Source organism: Cellvibrio sp. UBA7661, assembly GCA_002483365.1.
Lineage (GTDB): Bacteria > Pseudomonadota > Gammaproteobacteria > Pseudomonadales > Cellvibrionaceae > Cellvibrio.
This window is the reverse complement of record DLHT01000003.1, coordinates 14,608-29,788: the sequence shown is the minus strand read 5'-3', so window position 1 is coordinate 29,788 and position 15,181 is coordinate 14,608. Positions and strand designations below refer to the sequence as shown.

Genomic DNA, 15,181 nt, shown 5'->3' with positions numbered 1-15,181 from the left:
ATGAAAACAACAATAATTATCAGCGTGTTTGTATTGTTTTGTTTGCCTGTTATGGCTAAGGCGAGTGTCGATGTTGAAAAAAAATTAATTGATCGCATCAGTCAATCACAAAACGAGCTGCAAAGTTTGCAAAGAAAAATCGTGCAGGAAAGCGCGGTCTATGCCAATGCCTTGGACAAGCAACAACAAGCATTGAAAGCCTTGCGTGAAAAAGCGGCAGTCATTCGTCGCGAAAAAGATGAACAACTGTTAAGTCTGGAGCAATTAAAAACGCGTGTCGATCAATGGTCCAGCCAAAGTAATTATCAAAAAAGTTTGCTGGTGCATTACCTGGAATCTACTGGATTAATGAATAAGTTTCCGGGGCAGGATAAAAAAATTACACCGGAAGCATTGGCGTTAATCAGTGAGGATATGACGTTAAAATTAAACCCGGGTTGGCTTGAAACAAAGCTGATAACGCCCTCAGGTGAGGTGGTGACAGGCCAGTCATTGCAATTTGGTGCAGTCAAAGTTGCCTACAGTCCCGCATTGGAAGTGGCGGGTATAGTGGATGATTTCGGTGATGAATCGCGCCTGGCGTTCTTATTTAATAATCAACAAAAAACTCACATCGAAACCTTGAGTGCAACCGGTGCGGGATTAATAAGTTTTGATCCGACCTTGGGTAAAGCCTTTGAATTATTTGATCAAAATGACACTTTGTTAGGTCACATCGAAAAGGGCGGCGCATGGGCAATCCCCATTGTGTTGTTCGGTATTCTGGCGTTCATTATTTCGCTTGCCAAAACAATTGAATTTTTACGATTGCCTACTTTGAATAAAGAGCTGGGTAATGTTCTGGTTGCGAATAAAAATACCCAGGATTCTTTTGAAGTCAAAAATGCAATCGCCCAAGCGGGTTTGCCTCAACAACAATTAATTGATATCGCCAAGCGTACACCGGTATCGCAACAGCGCGATGATTTTATGGTTGCCTATCTAATGGAGTATCGACATAAAGTTGAACGCTTTATGAATTTAGTCAGTGTGACTGCTTCTATTGCGCCGCTGTTAGGGCTGTTGGGTACGGTTTCAGGAATGATCACCACTTTCAAGATGATGACAATTTTTGGAACGGGTGATGCTTCTACTGTGTCGGGCGGCATTTCAATTGCACTGATTACCACTGAGCTGGGGTTGATTGTAGCGATACCTTCGCTGATCGCGAGTGCATTGTTATCGAGAAAAATAAAATCTTATTTGCACGATTTGGAAAGCTTCGCCATAAAAGTCAGCAAAGTCAGTTTTAACTGAGTGGCAGCTATGGATATGTCTTCAGAATATTATTGGTTGGGCAGTGTGGTTGTATGGACAATTTTTATTGTTGCCTTCTTTGCTTACGCAATACTGATAGATCTATGTTTTTTTCTGAAGATGGACAGGGCGTGGTATGAGAAAGCCAGCTTTTGGTATGGCCCTTTAAAAGATTTATTATCGTCATTGCCGCTGTTAGGGTTGTTGGGAACGATTATGGGTTTGCTTGATACCTTTTATCGTATGTCTGTTGAAAAATCTTTTGCTTTGCAAGAGGTGATCAGTGGCGGCATTGCAGAAGCGTTATTTACCACTGAGTTGGGTTTGGTCACGGTGATCCCTGGTTTGTTGCTCCACAATTATCTGCAACGTAAAAAAATTAAATGGGAAGTTAAAATCGCAAATGAAATCCTCAATTGAACAAAAAATCCAGGAGGCAAAGGGGCAGGATATTGACCTGACTCCTCTGTTGGACGTGGTGTTTATTCTGTTGATATTTTTTATTGTCACTACTGTCTTTGTAAAAGAGACAGGAGTTGATGTGGATAAGCCGCAAGCCATATCCTCAAAATCGATACAGAATTCGATTATTTTGCTTGCGATTACCCAGTCCCACGAGGTGATTTATGGCGGCACTAATATCGGTATTTCGGGGGTGCGCAATACGCTGAGTCAGTTGATAAAAAATGAAGCCAAACCTTTAGTTATTCAAGCGGATAAATCAGTGCCGACAGATGTATTGGTGCGAGTGATTGATCAGGCCAAGCTCGCGGGCATTGAAAAAATAAATATAGCTACACTGGTTGCGGAATAAGCGGATAGCTATGCAAAAAGGAAAAATAGACGTTTGGATAAAATGCATTCCCTGGCTGTTGAGCTTGTTGTTGGTCTGTGTGCTCGTTTGGTTAATTTTGGCGTTGGATTCAATTGTCGAACAACAGGATGATGAGGTTGAAATACGTCAGTTGGTATCCTTCGTTCCTCCGCCACCACTACCGCCTCCACCCATAAAAATGGAGGAGTCAAACGAAGCACCTGCAACACCTTCTATTAATTTGTTGGGCGTTGGCGATGGGCCGCAAATGCAATATAGCGATAATCCAAAGCTTTCATACAGCCGTTTAGAGGAAATTGTTAAACCGGAATTCAATATGAATGATTTGGATATTCGTAAAGAGTTAACCCTGGATTTGCCTTTATTCGAAGTAAAAGAATTGGATGGTGTTCCGAAATTGGTATCCAGTAACCATATTAGTTTTCCATCAGGGTTAAGTCGGCGTGGAATAGATCGCGTTGAAACTAAAGTGGAAATTATTATTGATCAGACGGGAAGAGCATACGTTAAAAAAATTATTGATCCTGTTTATCCGGAAATGATCGCCGTTATTCGCAAGGCGATTAACAATTCCAAATTTACTATTCCGCGAAAAAATGGTCAGCCGGTGCAAGCTGTTTATTTATATTCACTGAATTTTAGTTTAAGGATGTAGATTCTTATGAGATTTATGCCCAGTGTTAACACATGGAAAATTCTATTTGTCTTTGCGTTTGGTTTTATGGTTTTTGATGTGTTTGCAGAATCCAGACATATCTTTGACATTAAGTTGAAGAAGCCGGAATTTATTTTGCCGCAATATTCGCCCATATTTAGCCCGCGCGAAGCGGCAATTGCGCTCGAAGAAGTTGAAACAGCCGTTGCCCTTAAAGACTTACTGGATTCGGGGGACAGACAAAAAGTGCTGAAAGAGTTGGAAAAATATTATGATCTGGAATTAAGCCCTGCGATGTTGATGCTGAAAGCCCAGGTTTATTTTTCCATAAAAGAATATGACAAGGCAGAGGCTACTTATTTGAGTGTCTTGGAGCGTATGCCGCAATTAATTCGCGCGCATAGCGACTTGGGGCAGCTATATTTGATGCGTGAAAATTTTGTCAAAGCGCGGCAATATTTTGCAAATGCCGTTGCCTACGGCTCCAATGAGGCACTTGTTTATGGGCAGCTTGGATATTTGAACCTTACTTTACATGGTGCAACCTCTGCAATTAGTGCCTACCAAAAGGCATTGATGTTAGAGCCTGAAAACGTGCAATGGCAGCGCGGGTTACTGGCCGCTCTTTCGCAAGCAAAAATGTATGAAGCCACCCTGGCTTATGTAAAAGAATTGATTCAAAAGCGCCCCGATGATCCGGATATCTGGTTAAACCAGGCTGCACTTGCGTTACAACTGGATAACAAAGAAATGGCCTTGGGCAGTCTTGAAATGGCGATTTTGTTGGGTGATGTTGATACAGCTAATTTAAAAACTGCTGCGCAACTTCATTTGCGTGTAAAAAGCTATGGCCGCGCTTCGGAGCTTATGGCAAGCATTATTAATAAGAATCAATTGGATGCCGGTTCTTTATTTGATTATGTCAACTGGTTGGTACAGTCGGTTCAGTATGATCAAGCAGAAAAATTGTTGAGTCTTTATTCTTCAAAAATTGGATCGCTCTCAATCGACGAGCAGTCCATTTATTACCTTCAATCTGCACGCATTGCCCAACACAAACAGCAATATGCCAACGCGGATGCTTTGTATAAAAAGTCGCTTGAAAAAAATCCTGTATCTGGTGATGCACTGGTTAGTTATGCGGAGTTTTTGGTGTCCCGAAAAGACTATGTGCAATCTGAATTTTATTTCCTGAGAGCAGAGGTTCTGCCTGAGTATGAGAAGAAGGCCATGATGGGACGTGCGCAGATGTTTATTGATTCGCAAAATTACAATTCGGCGGTTTCAGTTCTGCGCGATGTTTTTAAAAAATATCCTGAGATGTCAGATCTTCAGGACACCATTGCGACATTGGAAAATATTATTCGCAATCGTGAAAGTGCTTGAAATAGCTGATTTTATGCAAGGGTATGTGATTGGTAATTAGGTGGTGTTTCGGTGGTTCCCTTCGTGGCGTAACTGTAACTAATCTTGGGGAACTATAACTTCAGGCAACAGAGGGTTTGGAAATGTTCAAGATATTGATGTCTACCGTTTTGATCGTTTTATTGAGTGGTTGTGCGGGTGCTGGCAAGCCTGTCAGCAACCTTGGCTGTAGCGGTGAGAACTGGAAAGAGCTCGGCACCCAAGCGGCTAAAGCATATAAGCCTGTCAGAAGTTTTGATGCCTATATAGAAAGCTGTGGTTCTCGTCTGGAGTCAGGTGCGAAGTCAGCGTTTATCGATGGGTATGCGAGAGAAATAATTGGTGTCTGTACCTATGACTCTGGCTATCAATTGGGTTCATCAAACCAAGCGCTCCCGGATATTTGTCCGTTAGAGATTCGCGATAATTTCCAGCAAGGTTACGCTGCAGGTAATCGTGTCTATAAGGAAAAGCTGCAACAGCTTAAGACGCTTGTAGATGAAAAGGAGCAGCGTAGTATGCGGCGCGGCAACTTGGGGCGTAGCTATGGCGTGGGAGATTCGGGCACTGGTACAGCAACAGCTGACGATAGCATGTAGTCAGGATGAAATTGGGCTGTTACACAAAGCCTTGTGGAGTCCTGAGGGTGAGCGGGGAATTAAGGTATCGATGGTGGCATCTGGTGAAACTTTGTACCGGGTGTAAACTGAGATAAGGGCGGTGATGATAGAAGCTGCATCGCCTGAGTGAGTATAAATATCTTGAAGCTATGCGAGAGGTGTTTTATGAAATCCGGCGACCGTTCCACGCTTACCACATCCAATAATCCCTATCACTCCAACCAGATGGACTTGCCTTTCAGCGCGGAGGAGACTGGCGCTTTGAGCGCAGTCAGGCAAGGCTTCAGCCATGAGGTTGACGATCTGGTCAAACTCGAACTCACTGCCGAAGAAATGCTGGGCGATGAGGTTCGCCTGGCGCGCGAATATATCAAACAAGATACCGGCCACTTCTGGGGTGATCTGAAGCAGGAATTTATCTATTGGGAATTGGCGGCTGGCCAGTTACTGCTGACTGCAGCAGATCCCACCCGGGTTGACTGGCATCAGCATCATTGGTGGGGCGATGAGGAGTCCCAGTTCCGGCATTGATGTGACCGCAGAGTTCGCGCTATTTATCTGATAAGTTTGCTAAGCTCTCGCCTTGTTGATGGATAGTAATCGCCGGTGAGAGCATATGATGCAGCCTTCAAACGTTTCTATGGCCTTGAACGCCTTCAAGTCCCTATGCATTTGCATGGGGGCTGTTTTGTTATTAATACCCCTGCCTGGAGTTGCCGACCCCGTGACTGAATTACCTGCCGAGCCTCTGTATTTGTGGGCGGAAAAACCTTTGGTCGAACCCGACCGGGAGCACATTAAAGACCAGCGTGTGTATGTGGTCGATAACCCTTCAATGACCCCTTTCTGGCCGGAAGAAGGTACTGCCACCGGTGCCGCGGCAGTGATCTTCCCCGGTGGCGGTTATGTTCGCCTCGCGATTGATCACGAGGGATACGACATCGCCAAATGGTTTGCCGCGCGTGGTGTGGCGGCGTTTGTTGTCAAGTACCGCATGCAGGAGTACGGATTCCCTGCGCCTTTGTTGGATGGTCTGCGCGCGGTGCGCCTGGTGCGCCAGAATGCAGCCGATTGGGGGATAGACCCCGGCAAAATCGGGGTGGTGGGATTCTCGGCCGGTGGCCATCTGGCGGCGAGCGTGGCAACCCGCTTCACTTATACCAACCTGCTGGATGACCCTCTGGCCGATATCAGCGCCCGTCCGGATTTTGCGGTGCTGGGTTATCCGGTGATCGCCCTCTACGGCCCGGATGCACATGCCGGATCGCGCAAGGCGCTGCTGGGTGCAAACCCTGATCCCAAACTGCTGCATGACAATTCCTTACAATTTCAAGTGACCGATAAAGTACCACCGGTGTTTATGCTGCATGGGGTTGGCGATCAGGCTGTCACAGTGGCCAATAGCCTCGCGTTTTTTACTGAAGTCCAAAAACACAATAAACAATCCGAATTGCATGTGTATCAGTCGAACATCCATGGCGTGGGAATGATTCAGGGCCAAGGCAGCATTTCCAGTTGGCCGCAGGCGCTTGAAGCCTGGATGCGCGAACGCGGCTGGATGATGTGATATCAGGTCGATCGCTCAGGGAACCCTGCATGCGCTATCCGAAACAGATAGCACAGATAGCAGGCGGTGCAGTTCGGTATTAGGAGATGCAGTTATGAATTCCTCACATTCCGCGCCGGTGCTGGGGCGCTCGCGTGAATTGCTGGAATTGACCCATGAAAAGGCGCTGGTGATGTATCGCCAGCTGCCCAATGTGTTGATTTTTACCTTTGTCGCCAGTTCGGCGCTGATGCTCTACTACCGCGATGTCCAGCAGCTTTGGCTGTGGTGGTGGGCGATGCAAATTGTGGGTGCGGTGCGTTTGGCCAGCTGGCTTTGCTGGCGCTACCGCTGGAGCATGGCGGCCAGTGCGCAACAATCCCTGCGTGCCACTTATATTTTCCTCGCCCTGTCGCTGGTTGCGGGCGCGCTGTGGGCTTGCTTTACCATCGCTTTCTTCCCTTTATCGACCTCCTCCGAACGTCTGGTGATTGCACTGGTGATGGCGACCGTCGCTGCCGGTAGCGTGAATGTGCTGGCGCTATCGCCGTGGACAAGCCGCGCTTTTATTGCGCTGTTGATCGGCCCTTTGGTGGTGATGTTCGCCAATACCGGTGAGCGCGATGAGTTGGTGATCGCGGCGCTGGGGATTGCTCTGTTCATCGGGTTGACGGGTTTTGCGCGGGTAGCCAGCCAAAGCGCCAACCATTTATTGCAGATTGCGCAGGAGCGCAACCGCAAGATCGAGCGCGTATATGCGCAGAGCAAGGCGTTGCAGCGGGCTAAATCCAGCCTGGAGATCCAGCTTGCGGAAAAGGTGGAGACGCTGGAGCTGGAGATGAGCCTTAAAGAGCGCTATGCCCGCGAGCTGACGCAGATGGCAGCGCTCGACAGTCTGACAGGATTGCTGAACCGTAGCGCCTTCGAGCGCGAGCTGCATCAACAATTGGACACCAGTGCGGGTGATCTGCCACTCGCATTGGTGGCGGTGGAAATCCGGCGTTTTGATTTGATCGAGCTGCAGGGGGCGCGTACCTGTGAGCAGGTGCTGCTGGCCATCGCCAATCGCCTGCGCGATTTTGCCGAGGGCAAATTCCTGTTGGCGCGTACCGGCACCGCCGAATTCGCACTGACGCTGCATGACCCGGAGCGGCGCTGGCATGATCGCAGCCTGTTTTTGCGCGCCGCCCTGCAATCGACTATCGACACCGATATAGGCCTGGTGGCGGTCGATGTGATTCTGGGGATCGCTACCGTCGATGAAGATGCACAGGATCTGGAAACGCTCAGCTATCGCGCCTCTATCGCCAAACAGGATCTGCGCCAGCGTGGTGCCGGAGGCATAGCCTTATTCGACACCGCAATGGAAGTGGAAATACGTCTTCGCCAGAAGTTGCGCTTCGCTCTGCACGCGGCGCTCGACAGCCGCAGCCTGACGCTGGTGTTCCAGCCGATAGAACCCTGCCGCACCGATCTCCCGCGCAAACTGGAAGCACTGCTGCGCTGGGACGATCCTGAGTTGGGCACTGTCTCACCGGTCTTATTCATCCCGGTCGCGGAAGAAAGTGGTTTGATAATGCCCCTTGGACGCTGGGTGCTGCTGGAATCCTGCCGCGCGGCCATGCTTTGGCCGAGCGATGCGATGGTGAGTGTAAATGTCTCGGTACAACAAATCCTCGCCGGGGATCTGGTCAGTGATGTGCGCCGCGCCATTGAATTGACCGGTCTGCCGGTGCAGCGCCTGGAAATTGAAATCACCGAAAGCGTGTTTTCGCACGATCTGGAAACTATCTGCGAGGTATTGGAGCAGGTGCGGGCGCTGGGGGTCAGCATTGCTATTGATGATTTCGGTACCGGCTATTCGTCTTTGGCGTATCTGCGTCACTTGCCCGTAGATATCATTAAAATCGACCGCTGTTTTATCCAGTCGCTCGACCAGGGCGCGCGTAAACTCCTGCTGGCGCTTGTCTCCATGGCGCGCGGGTTGGGTTTCAGGGTGGTTGTGGAAGGGGTGGAAACGGCCGAGCAACAACACCTGTTGGTAGCTATGGGGGTGGATTATCTGCAAGGGTATTTGATTGCCCGCCCGATGGTGGTCGAGGATGTGGCGCAATGGTTGGCGCAGAAAGGCTAGATTGCTTATAAAGTGTCCAATTTCAGCTTGCAGTGACACTCGCCCTTGGCATACAATCGCCGCCCCTGCAAAAGCAGGTATACGACGCTAGTCTCAAACGCCATAGGGCATGTCGCCCGGCTACTTCGTGTCGTCCAGCGTCTTGGAGCATAGAATGAGCGCATACGCAATTTTTGAAAGCGGTGGTAAACAGCATCGCGTAGTTGTGGGTGAAACCCTCAAACTCGAAAAAATCGATTTCGCCACCGGTGGCGTTGTTGAATTCAACAAAGTTTACCTGGTTGCCAACGGTGCAGACGTCAAGATTGGCGCTCCTGTTGTAGATGGCGCTACCGTAACTGCAGAAGTAGTTTCTCACGGCCGTGCGGACAAAGTGAAAATCATCAAATTCCGTCGTCGTAAGCACCACATGAAGCGTCAAGGTCACCGTCAGTGGTTCACTGAAGTGAAAATCACTGCAATCAAAGGTTAATTGAGGAGTTTAGAAAATGGCTCACAAGAAAGGGGTAGGTAGTTCCCGTAACGGTCGCGATTCAGAAGCGAAACGCCTTGGTGTAAAAGCTTACGGCGGTGAATTGATTTCTGGCGGCAGCATCATCGTTCGTCAACGTGGTACCAAGTTCCACGCTGGTCCAAACGTAGGTCTGGGTAAAGACCACACTCTGTTCGCGAAAGTGGACGGTACTGTTAAGTTCGAAATCAAAGGTGCTTTTGGCCGTCAGTACGTCAGCATTATTCCTGCTGTTTAATACTGCGCTGAAACCAGCCAAGCTTGCTGCTTGCAGTGGGCGATAAAGAACAATAAAAAAGCCCTGCCGTTTCCGTCAGGGCTTTTTTATGTTTAAGAAGATGGGTATTCAGGATGGCAGCGATTAAGGTGCTATCTGTTTGTTAGTGAAACATATTATTTCTGTTTTTTTATTCCTCTGGAGTGTGTTGTGAAATTTGTTGATGAAGCCCCCATTCATGTTGAAGCCGGTAACGGTGGCAACGGATTCATGAGCTTCCGGAGGGAAAAGTTTATTTCCAAAGGTGGCCCGGACGGCGGTGATGGCGGAGACGGCGGCAGTGTGTATCTGGTTGCCGATGAAAACCTGAATACCCTGATCGATTACCGTTTTGTGCCCAAATATCGCGCCGAAAATGGCGAAAAAGGCGGCAGTAAAGATTGTACCGGTGCCAAAGGTGCCGATTTATTTTTGCCGGTTCCCGTCGGTACAACGGTTATCGATCTGGATACCGAAGAGGTCTTTGGCGATTTGACCGAGCCTGGCCAAAAATTAAAAGTCGCTCAAGGCGGTTTCCACGGTTTGGGCAATACCCGTTTTAAAACCAGTACCAACCGTACGCCGCGCAAAACATCGCCCGGTACTCCCGGCGAGTCGCGCAATTTAAAGCTCGAATTAAAAGTCCTTGCCGATGTGGGCATGCTCGGTTTACCCAATGCCGGTAAATCCAGTTTTATCCGCGCGGTGAGTTCGGCCAAACCCAAAGTGGCAGATTATCCGTTCACCACACTGGTGCCGAATCTCGGTGTGGTCAAAGTGCAACAGCATCGCAGTTTTGTGATTGCGGATATTCCCGGTGTTATCGAAGGTGCTGCAGAAGGCGCGGGTCTCGGTGTGCGCTTCCTCAAACATCTCACACGCTGCCGCGTATTGATGCACATGGTCGATATGGCACCGGTGGATGAAACCAATCCCGCTGACAATGTCCGCATCATCGCCAACGAATTGGAAAAATTCAGCCCGACGCTTGCCAAGCGCGACCGTTGGTTGTTGCTCAATAAAATCGATTTGCTTCCGCCCGATGAAGTGGAAGCGCGCTGTCAGGCAGTGGTGGATGAGCTGGGTTGGACTGGCCCGGTATTCCGTATCTCCGCATTAAACCGCGAAGGCACCATGCCACTCGCGGGCAAGGCGATGGATTTGTTGGAAGAAATTTGGGAAGAAGAAAAATCCAACCCTGAAGCGCGCGAGCGTGAATTGGAAATGCAAAACCAGATGGCGCAAGAAGCGCGTGAGCGCATTGAAGAATTGCGTCAGGCGCAGCGTGAAGCGCGTCGTGCACGCGGCGAAGATGATGATAACTTCAATGAAGATGATTACGACGTTGAAGTCATTTACGTTAATCACTAACTGTGCTGATTAGCGGATATAAAAAAATAGTGTAACCTCACGCCCGGGCAATGCTCCGGGCGTGTTGCATTAAGCGCTGGCGGTTTTGCAGATAAATTTAACGAATTCCTTTGAAGTGTATTTCGCGCATGAGTAAAAGAGACATCATTCCCCAAGCCAAACGCTGGGTAGTAAAAATTGGCAGCGCACTTCTGACCAACGACGGTAAAGGTCTGGATGCGGAAGCCATTGCCGGTTGGGTAAAACAAATGGCCGAACTGCGCTTGCGCGGTATTGAGTTGGTGTTGGTCTCATCGGGTGCAGTTGCGGCCGGTATGCGCCGTTTGGGGTGGGCTGCGCGCCCCACCGAAATCCATCAACTGCAAGCTGCCGCTGCGGTCGGCCAAATGAGTTTGATCCAAACCTACGAAGTTGAATTCCAGCGTTATGGTTTGCTCACCGCGCAAGTACTGTTGGATCACGACGATCTCTCGTCGCGTCAGCGTTATTTAAACGCTCGCTCTACACTGAAAACCCTGATTGGTTTTAATGTGGTGCCGGTGATAAATGAAAACGATACTGTCACCACCGAAGAAATTCGCTTTGGCGATAACGACACACTTGGTGCGTTGGTTGCGAATTTAATTGAAGCGGATTTGTTGGTGATCCTCACTGACCAAAAAGGCATGTACGACAGTGATCCGCGCAATAATCTCAACGCGCAATTGTTGAGTGAAATTGCGGCAGATGATTCGCGCCTTGAACAAATGGCGGGCGGCACCGGTGGCGCACTTGGGCGCGGCGGCATGATCACCAAAGTGCGCGCTGCGCGTGTGGCGGCTCGCTCGGGTGCCGATACGGTCATTGTCGGTGGCAGAATTGAAAATGCGTTGCTACGAATAGCCGCCGGTGAAAACCTGGGGACTTTTTTGTGGGCAGAACAACAACCGCAAGCGGCGCGCAAGCGTTGGATTTCCGGCCAATTGCAAACACGCGGCACTATTGTGCTGGATGACGGTGCTGTGCGTGTAGTGCGTGAGCAGGGCAAAAGCATTTTGCCGGTGGGAGTAAAAGAAGTGCGCGGCGATTTTACCCGTGGTGATATGGTAATTTGCGTAGATCTAACCGGAAAAGAAATTGCTCGCGGTTTAATTAATTACCACGCCGACGAAGCGCGCAAAATCATTGGCAAACCCAGCTCTCAAATTGCCGAGATCCTCGGTTACCGCGACGATAACGAATTAATTCACCGCGACAATCTGGTGTTAAGTTAGCAAGCAGGTATTGGCTTTAGCGCAATAAAAATAAAAAACCGCTCATTATCAGTGAGCGGTTTTTTTATTGGTAGATTTTACTGAATTAATGTTTATTTTGATGAGCGCGACAATCTTGAGCGCAATAATGCAGCAGCGATAAGGCCGACTAACAATAACAACACTCCCGATGGTTCGGGTACAGCGACTGCGTTTACATTGACTGTCGTGCTGTTGATGGTGTCGATAAATAAATCCTGGCCGTAAGCATCGCCTATTGCATTGGTGGTTAGCGAAAAATCTCCGCTGCCAAGAGCAATTGCGCTGAGCAATATACTGAACAAGGTAAACTCCCCCGCTTGCAGCGATTCCAAATCGGCGATTTCATCAAAAGAAACTTCCAGCATAGTTAACCAGCCAAGGTTGCTGCTGTTGTCTTGCAGGCTGCCAAAGCCGAAGAGGTCTAATTGGTTGCCTTGTATTGCATCACCCCAAGTGATGTTGCTAATGCTGAATAGATCGCTATCGTAATGAACATTGACATCGTAACTGCCGAGCGCGCTCGCTCCTTCCAAGCCGCTGATGCGCACTTGCAGTTCGATATTGTCACCAATGCTGGCGGTAGTTTTATCGGCAATTAGATCAATGCTGATGGCATTAGCATTGAGCGATAGGCTTAACCCAAGCGCTAATAAACTGGCGAAGAATTTTTTCATTGCAAACTCCTTAAGATTAATTAGTAGCGCAACCGGTGCGGGTGCATTGCACGCTGAGTGCGCGCGCATCGTTAACATTAATCACACCATCGCCATTCACATCGCGTTGGTCGAATGTGCCGGGTGTTGTTCCGCGTGCGTTGGTAACGATTTGCACATCGTTTTTATCCACATCGCCGTCGCCGTCCAGGTCGATAATTAATTTCAGAGAAATCACCAGCGGGTCGTGGTCGGATGAGCGATAAGCATCGGTCGCATAAAAACTGTTTATTTGCGCGGCGGATTTAAATTCGGTGTTGTAGTCGAGGCTGATGGGTTCGTCGGCATTGATATGCCAGTCAGCGGCAAACAGTACTTGCGGTGTCAGTGAGTTGCTCGCCAAACCGTGATCCAAATAACCGGCTTGGCCATCGAATACATAGGAGTAAGCGCTGCTGCCGCCAAAGCGATTAATTAAATCGGTGTATCCGGCGTTAATGATTGTAGTGATGGGGTTTTCTTTCGCATAAGCATTCAAGTCGCCGATGATTAAATAATCGCGGTCATTTAAACCCGTTGGATTTGTGCCCAGCCAATTCACCAATGCGCTTGCTGCTTGGGTGCGGGTGATATTGCAGTTGCCTTGGCCATCGCCAATATCGGTATCGCCCAAGTCATTACAATCCGAACCTTTGGATTTCAAGTGATTGACAACCACCGTGGCAATAGCGCGGTTGTTATTCGTGCGGAAACTTTGTGCCAGCGCGGGGCGGTTTTTGGTATCGATAAATTGTGCATCAACACTGGAATCCAAAATTGCTGTTGTGCCAATGGGTGTGGCTTTGTCGCTGCGATAAATAATACCCACTGCAATTTCATCGCTGCCGATTTTATTCACGCCCGGATTAATAAATTTCCATGCGCTAGTGCCCGTTGCGGAATTCAGCGCAGCAGCTAATTCGGCAATGGCACTGGTGTTGCTGTAGCCGTCATTCTCTATTTCAATCAGGCCGATAACATCGGCATTCAAGCCAACCAAGGTGCTTACAATTTTAGCTTTTTGCCGCGCAAATTCTGCGGCGGTATTTGCGCCGCGTGAGGTTGGGAATCCGCCGCCGCTGCCGTTGCCATTAAAAAAATTCAGCACATTAAAGCTGGCGATTTTTAGATTCGCCGCCGCATCGGTAATTGGTGCCAACGGGCGCGCATTGCTGTGCACAAAATTCGGCGTAGCAGTCGGAAGAATGCGATACACACCAAAATCGTAAGTAATGACACCTTGCAGATTCGCAACGGTATCGCCACTGCGCAGAGTGTTATCTGCAGATAAACCCGGCACCGGAAAAATAACCGGATCAGGATTTTGCACATTGCTCGCGTCATCCATCATCAACTTATTTAAATTATTTTGCGCTTGCAGCGCATTGGCGGCGGCACCGGGTTCAACCACATTGGTCGGTTGTTGCAAGCGGCCATTGGCGAGCAGCACTTGTCCGTAGCGACCCAATTGGTAGGTTTCATTTACGGTGAGTGTTTGTGCAATCGCAACCGACATGCCTTCAACATTTTCAAACGCATTGAGTGAAGTCACCGGCAGAGAAATAGTGGCTGCTGTTGGCAATGTTTGGTTGCTGGCACACACAGTGACGCTGACATTATTGAGCTGGGTTAACTGAAAGGTTTCCGCAACCGTGCCGGTGACACGCACGCGGTCGCCCACAGTAACGGCGCTAGTGCTGGCGATATAAATGCCTTCGGAGGTGCTGGCATTGCCATCGCTATCGGCATCTTCTTCCTGAATAAAAAATCCGCCGAGTTGATTCGCATGTTGGAAATCCGCAACCACTATGGCTTCAACGCTGACGCTATTGCCGATCATTGAACTGGCAGTGCCTACGCCTTGAATGCTGGCGATGCGCGTTGCGGTTGTGCCGCATTGGTCGCTTGTTCCGCCATCGCTGCCACCGTTATTACCACCGCCATTGCTGCTGCCCTGATAGGTGCCAAGGTGATCAAAGGTATCTTGCGCGTAGCCTTCCCATTCGCTTGCGGGGTCAAAGGCGTTGCTGGCGTTTGTGTCGCCCTGGGTGATGGTGGTTTTGCGGCGCAGGGTATTGTCAGCGGTGCTGGTAAAACCGGTGCCCCACTCGCTGCCGGGGTCAACACCAATTTGCCCAATGCTATCCAAAATCGTGCTGCCGTTTTTCAGCACAATCGCATCGTCGCCGTTAAACCAGCCGGAGCCATTGGTTTGGTTGGCGTTTGCCAAAATGGTTGCGTTAGCGCTGCCATGTGCGAGCACAAATACGCCCTGCGCGGGAATGGTGCCGGTGAGGTTAATGGTCAATCCGGCGCTGTTGCTGCCGTTGAAATACAGCTCGACTTTATAGCCGCTTAAATTAGCGGCGCTGTCGCTGCTGTTATAAATTTCCAGTGCTTTGTTGTTGCTGGAGCCTTCAATGTATTCAGAAAAATACACATTAGCCGCAGCAGGCATGGCGCTGAAGCTGGCCAGTAAACACGCCAATGGCAATAGAGGTTGTGCAAAGGTTTTCATGGTGCGCTCCTTGGAAAACCGGAAGGGTTTAGTGATCAAGGAGCGCAGCTTAGGCGGGTTTTGTTACGG

General features: G+C 49.2%; 15 protein-coding genes. 13 read left to right on the top strand and 2 right to left on the bottom strand.

Annotation, left to right across the window (positions count from 1 at the left end):
• From B2739_RS00450 to proB, 13 genes are all read left to right on the top strand, one after another.
• Positions 1 to 1,296 (top strand): MotA/TolQ/ExbB proton channel family protein, encoded by a 1,296-nt coding sequence (locus B2739_RS00450; protein ID WP_331343913.1) that lies wholly within the window; start codon positions 1 to 3, stop codon positions 1,294 to 1,296.
• Positions 1,297 to 1,305: 9 nt separating this feature from the next.
• On the top strand, positions 1,306 to 1,716 hold the full coding sequence (locus tag B2739_RS00445) for a MotA/TolQ/ExbB proton channel family protein (protein WP_331343912.1): 411 nt from the start codon (positions 1,306 to 1,308) through the stop codon (positions 1,714 to 1,716).
• Positions 1,700 to 2,110: a biopolymer transporter ExbD gene (locus B2739_RS00440; RefSeq protein ID WP_331343911.1), complete on the top strand. Its 411-nt coding sequence runs from the start codon at positions 1,700 to 1,702 to the stop codon at positions 2,108 to 2,110. Before B2739_RS00445 ends, B2739_RS00440 begins: the two co-directional genes overlap by 17 nt.
• Positions 2,111 to 2,120: 10 nt before the next feature.
• Positions 2,121 to 2,786 carry a hypothetical protein gene (locus B2739_RS00435; RefSeq protein WP_331343910.1) on the top strand — a complete coding sequence of 222 codons (666 nt, stop codon included), beginning with the start codon at positions 2,121 to 2,123 and terminating at the stop codon, positions 2,784 to 2,786.
• A gap of 6 nt (positions 2,787 to 2,792) precedes the next feature.
• Entirely contained in the window at positions 2,793 to 4,172 is a 1,380-nt protein-coding gene (locus B2739_RS00430; RefSeq protein ID WP_331343909.1) for a tetratricopeptide repeat protein, read from the top strand.
• A gap of 122 nt (positions 4,173 to 4,294) precedes the next feature.
• A complete protein-coding gene (locus B2739_RS00425; protein WP_331343908.1) occupies positions 4,295 to 4,789 on the top strand; it encodes a DUF2799 domain-containing protein in 495 nt (164 codons plus the stop codon).
• A 186-nt stretch (positions 4,790 to 4,975) separates the two neighbouring features.
• Positions 4,976 to 5,341 (top strand): hypothetical protein, encoded by a 366-nt coding sequence (locus tag B2739_RS00420; RefSeq protein WP_331343907.1) that lies wholly within the window; start codon positions 4,976 to 4,978, stop codon positions 5,339 to 5,341.
• 85 nt (positions 5,342 to 5,426) lie between these two features.
• Positions 5,427 to 6,377, top strand: a complete 951-nt coding sequence (locus B2739_RS00415; protein ID WP_331343906.1) for an alpha/beta hydrolase — start codon at positions 5,427 to 5,429, stop codon at positions 6,375 to 6,377.
• A 94-nt stretch (positions 6,378 to 6,471) separates the two neighbouring features.
• Positions 6,472 to 8,490: a putative bifunctional diguanylate cyclase/phosphodiesterase gene (locus B2739_RS00410; protein ID WP_331343905.1), complete on the top strand. Its 2,019-nt coding sequence runs from the start codon at positions 6,472 to 6,474 to the stop codon at positions 8,488 to 8,490.
• Between the two features lie 154 nt (positions 8,491 to 8,644).
• Positions 8,645 to 8,962 carry a 50S ribosomal protein L21 gene (rplU, locus tag B2739_RS00405; protein WP_049631028.1) on the top strand — a complete coding sequence of 106 codons (318 nt, stop codon included), beginning with the start codon at positions 8,645 to 8,647 and terminating at the stop codon, positions 8,960 to 8,962.
• A 16-nt stretch (positions 8,963 to 8,978) separates the two neighbouring features.
• A complete protein-coding gene (gene rpmA / locus B2739_RS00400) occupies positions 8,979 to 9,239 on the top strand; it encodes a 50S ribosomal protein L27 (RefSeq protein WP_049631027.1) in 261 nt (86 codons plus the stop codon).
• Between the two features lie 189 nt (positions 9,240 to 9,428).
• Positions 9,429 to 10,628, top strand: a complete 1,200-nt coding sequence (cgtA, locus tag B2739_RS00395) for an Obg family GTPase CgtA (protein WP_331343904.1) — start codon at positions 9,429 to 9,431, stop codon at positions 10,626 to 10,628.
• Positions 10,629 to 10,756: 128 nt separating this feature from the next.
• Positions 10,757 to 11,881 carry a glutamate 5-kinase gene (proB, locus tag B2739_RS00390; protein WP_331343903.1) on the top strand — a complete coding sequence of 375 codons (1,125 nt, stop codon included), beginning with the start codon at positions 10,757 to 10,759 and terminating at the stop codon, positions 11,879 to 11,881.
• 92 nt (positions 11,882 to 11,973) lie between these two features.
• On the opposite strand, the gene B2739_RS00385 is transcribed toward proB, so the two are convergent.
• Complete coding sequence (locus B2739_RS00385) at positions 11,974 to 12,576, bottom strand: cohesin domain-containing protein (RefSeq protein ID WP_331343902.1); 603 nt, start codon at positions 12,574 to 12,576, stop codon at positions 11,974 to 11,976.
• 16 nt (positions 12,577 to 12,592) lie between these two features.
• Positions 12,593 to 15,112: an ExeM/NucH family extracellular endonuclease gene (locus B2739_RS00380; RefSeq protein WP_331343901.1), complete on the bottom strand. Its 2,520-nt coding sequence runs from the start codon at positions 15,110 to 15,112 to the stop codon at positions 12,593 to 12,595.
• Positions 15,113 to 15,181: the final 69 nt, after the last annotated feature.